The organism is Parvibaculum sp., from assembly GCF_049672805.1.
Taxonomy (GTDB): Bacteria; Pseudomonadota; Alphaproteobacteria; order Parvibaculales; family Parvibaculaceae; genus Parvibaculum.
On sequence record NZ_JBATWS010000255.1, the window covers coordinates 1 to 3,137 of the forward strand.

At 59.9% G+C, this 3,137-nt stretch carries 2 protein-coding genes; both read right to left on the reverse strand.

Annotation, left to right across the window (positions count from 1 at the left end; all coding sequences use genetic code 11):
• Positions 1-2,188, reverse strand: a 2,188-nt coding sequence (locus WBF74_RS08275) for a valine--tRNA ligase (RefSeq protein ID WP_424437978.1), incomplete at its 3' end; no start/stop codon positions are given.
• Between the two features lie 125 nt (positions 2,189-2,313).
• Positions 2,314-2,997, reverse strand: a complete 684-nt coding sequence (locus WBF74_RS08280) for a DUF2497 domain-containing protein (protein WP_424437981.1) — start codon at positions 2,995-2,997, stop codon at positions 2,314-2,316.
• Positions 2,998-3,137: the final 140 nt, after the last annotated feature.

The following is a 3,137-nucleotide window of genomic DNA, read 5'->3' on the forward strand; positions in this document are numbered from 1 at the left end:
GCCCCTTGCTCGCCGTATGTTGCCAGAGTTCTTCGGTGATGAACGGCATGAAGGGATGTAGCATGAGAAGGATCTGATCGAGCACCCATGCCGCCGTTGCGCGGGTTTCTGCCTTCGCAGCCTCATCCTCGCCCATCAGAAGCGGCTTGATGAACTCCAGATACCAGTCGCAGAAAACATTCCAGACAAAGCGATAGGCCGCATTCGCCGCGTCGTTAAAGCGATAGGCTTCAAGCGCCGCCGTGATTTCGGAAGCAGTGCGCGCCACTTCGCCAGCAATCCACTGATTGACCGTCTGCTGGACGGCGGCGGGATCGAACCCTTCCACCCGCGCACATTCGTTCATCTCGCAGAAGCGGGCAGCATTCCAGAGCTTGGTGCCGAAATTGCGATAGCCTTCAACGCGCGAAGTCGCGAGCTTTATGTCGCGGCCCTGCGCGGCCATGGCGGTCAGCGTGAAGCGCAGCGCATCCGCGCCATATTCGTCAATGAGCTTCAGGGGATCGATCACATTCCCCTTTGTCTTCGACATTTTCTGGCCCTTCTCATCGCGGACCAGCGCATGGATATAGACCGTGTGGAACGGCACTTCCTTCATGAAGTGCAGCCCCATCATCATCATACGGGCAACCCAGAAGAAGATGATGTCGAAGCCGGTGACGAGCACATCGGTCTTGTAGTAGCGCTTCAGTTCCGGCGTCTCATCCGGCCAGCCAAGCGTCGAGAAAGGCCATAGCCCCGACGAGAACCATGTGTCGAGCACATCTTCGTCGCGCCTAAGCTCCACCGCCTTGCCGTAATGCTTTTCAGCCTCCGCTGCCGCTTCCTCGTCGCTATAGGCGACAAAGACATGCCCGTCCGGCCCATACCACGCCGGAATCCGATGGCCCCACCAAAGCTGGCGCGAGATGCACCAGGGCTGGATGTTGCGCATCCATTCGAAATAGGTCTTTTCCCAGTTCTTCGGCACAAAGACAGTTTCGCCGCGCTCCACCGCCTCGATGGCAGGCTTCGCAAGCGTCGCCGCATCGACATACCACTGGTCGGTGAGGAAGGGTTCGATCACCACCATCTTGGTTTTCTCGTCATGGGGCACCATGACGATCTTGTCTTCAATACGATCAAGGAGGCCGAGCGCCTCGATATCCGCAACCACCTTCTTGCGCGCCTCGAAGCGATCGAGGCCGCGATAGGCTTCCGGCACTTCATCATTCAGCGTGCCGTCGGTATTGAGAATATTGATCTGCTCAAGCCCGCACCGCTTGCCGACTTCGAAGTCGTTGAAGTCATGCGCAGGCGTAATCTTCACCGCGCCGGAGCCCTGTGTCGGGTCGGCATGTTCGTCGCCGACAATCGGAATGCGGCGGCCGACAAGCGGCAGGATCACATGCTTGCCGATCAGCGCCTTGTAGCGCTCATCTTCCGGATTCACGGCAACGCCGGTATCGCCCAGCATGGTCTCAGGGCGCGTCGTGGCGACGACGATATAGTCGCGCGCCTCCGTGCCCGTCTGGTTGCCCTCTTCATCGAAGAGCGGCCATTCATAGGTCACGCCATCGGCAAGCGGGTAGCGGAAATGCCAGAAATGGCCCTTAACCTCGATGTTTTCGACCTCGAGATCCGACACCGCCGTCTGGAGCTTCGGGTCCCAGTTCACGAGCCGCTTGTCGCGATAGATGAGCCCTTTCCGGTACAGCTCCACGAAAACCTTGAGCACCGCCTTTGAAAGACCTTCATCCAGCGTGAAGCGTTCGCGGCTCCAGTCGCAGGAAGCGCCGAGGCGACGAAGCTGGCCGATGATCGTGCCGCCGCTTTCGCCCTTCCACTTCCAGACGCGCTCGATAAAGGCCTCGCGGCCCAGATCGCGGCGGCGGATATTGCCTTCCGCCTCAAGCTGCCGCTCGACGATCATCTGCGTTGCAATGCCCGCATGGTCGAGCCCCGGCTGCCAAAGCACATCCTTGCCCCGCATCCGCTCAAAACGGATCAGCACATCCTGCAATGTGTTGTTGAGCGCATGGCCCATATGCAGGCTGCCCGTCACATTGGGCGGCGGTATGACGATGCAAAAGGACTCGGCGCCCGCCTCTACCCGGCCGCCTGCGCCAGCGCGAAACGCGCCGCTTTCTTCCCAAAGGTCATAAAGCCGGGCTTCGGCTTCCTGCGGGTTGAAGGTCTTTTCGAGCATGGGAGGTCACATCCGTAGGAAAAAGGCGCAAAAAAAGGGCGGCGCGAGCCTGTGTTACACAGGCAGCGCCACCCTATCAAGCATCGGTGCACAAGGGCGGGCCAAACAGGCCCGCAAAAGCCGTCTTAGCCGCGGCGGCGGGCGATCCGCTCGATTTCTTCCGCTACAAGCCGCTCCACCAGCGAGGGGAGATTGTCGTCCAGCCACTCTTTCAGCATCGGGCGGAGCATATCCACCACGATATCCTCAAGCGTCCGGCCGCTATTGGACGAGGCAAGCGAGGTTTGCAGCATACCGAAAGCAGCAGAAGCTGCCGCCTCAGCTTCGCGGGAAATCAGAGCAGGCGAAGGCTGTGCCGGTTCGGTGGGCATGACAGGCTCCTCAATCGCAGGCTGAACCGGCGTCACAGGCTCGGGCGCTACAGGGGTGGGTTCCACCCGCGCAACCACGGGCTCGGGTTCCGGCGTATAGACGGGTTCTGGCTCATAGACCGGCTCAGGCTCCGGCTCGGCCACAGGTTCGGGTTCAGGAGCAGGCTCCGGTTCGGCAAACTGCACATCATCCACAAGCGCGCTCGAAGGCGGCTCGAACGAGGCCGGTTCCTGATAAGGCGGCTCTTCGGGCAGCGCCTCCGTCAGTTCGAGAATGTCTTCCTCGATGTCGTAAGCCTCATCCTCCGGCGCAGGCGGCGGTGCCGCTTCCGCAGCGCGGGGGCTGTCATCTGGCCCGCTATCCTCAGAAATAATCCGCCGGATGGAGGCAAGGATTTCCTCCATCGTCGGTTCCTGTGCCTGGCCCTGATTGCTCATACGATCGTCCCGCCCGGTCCGTTTAAAAGGTGATCTTGATATCTGAATAACAAGAAAACCTTAGGAGAAGTTGAACCACTTTGCCAACGTCCCCTTAATATATTCTGAAACGGCCAATGGCTGCGCGGATTACTCGTCGC

Coding starts and splice junctions, on each gene's coding strand:
- WBF74_RS08280 (WP_424437981.1), bottom strand. CDS start 2,997: ATGAGCAATCAGGGCCAGGCACAGGAACCGACGATGGAGGAAATCCTT.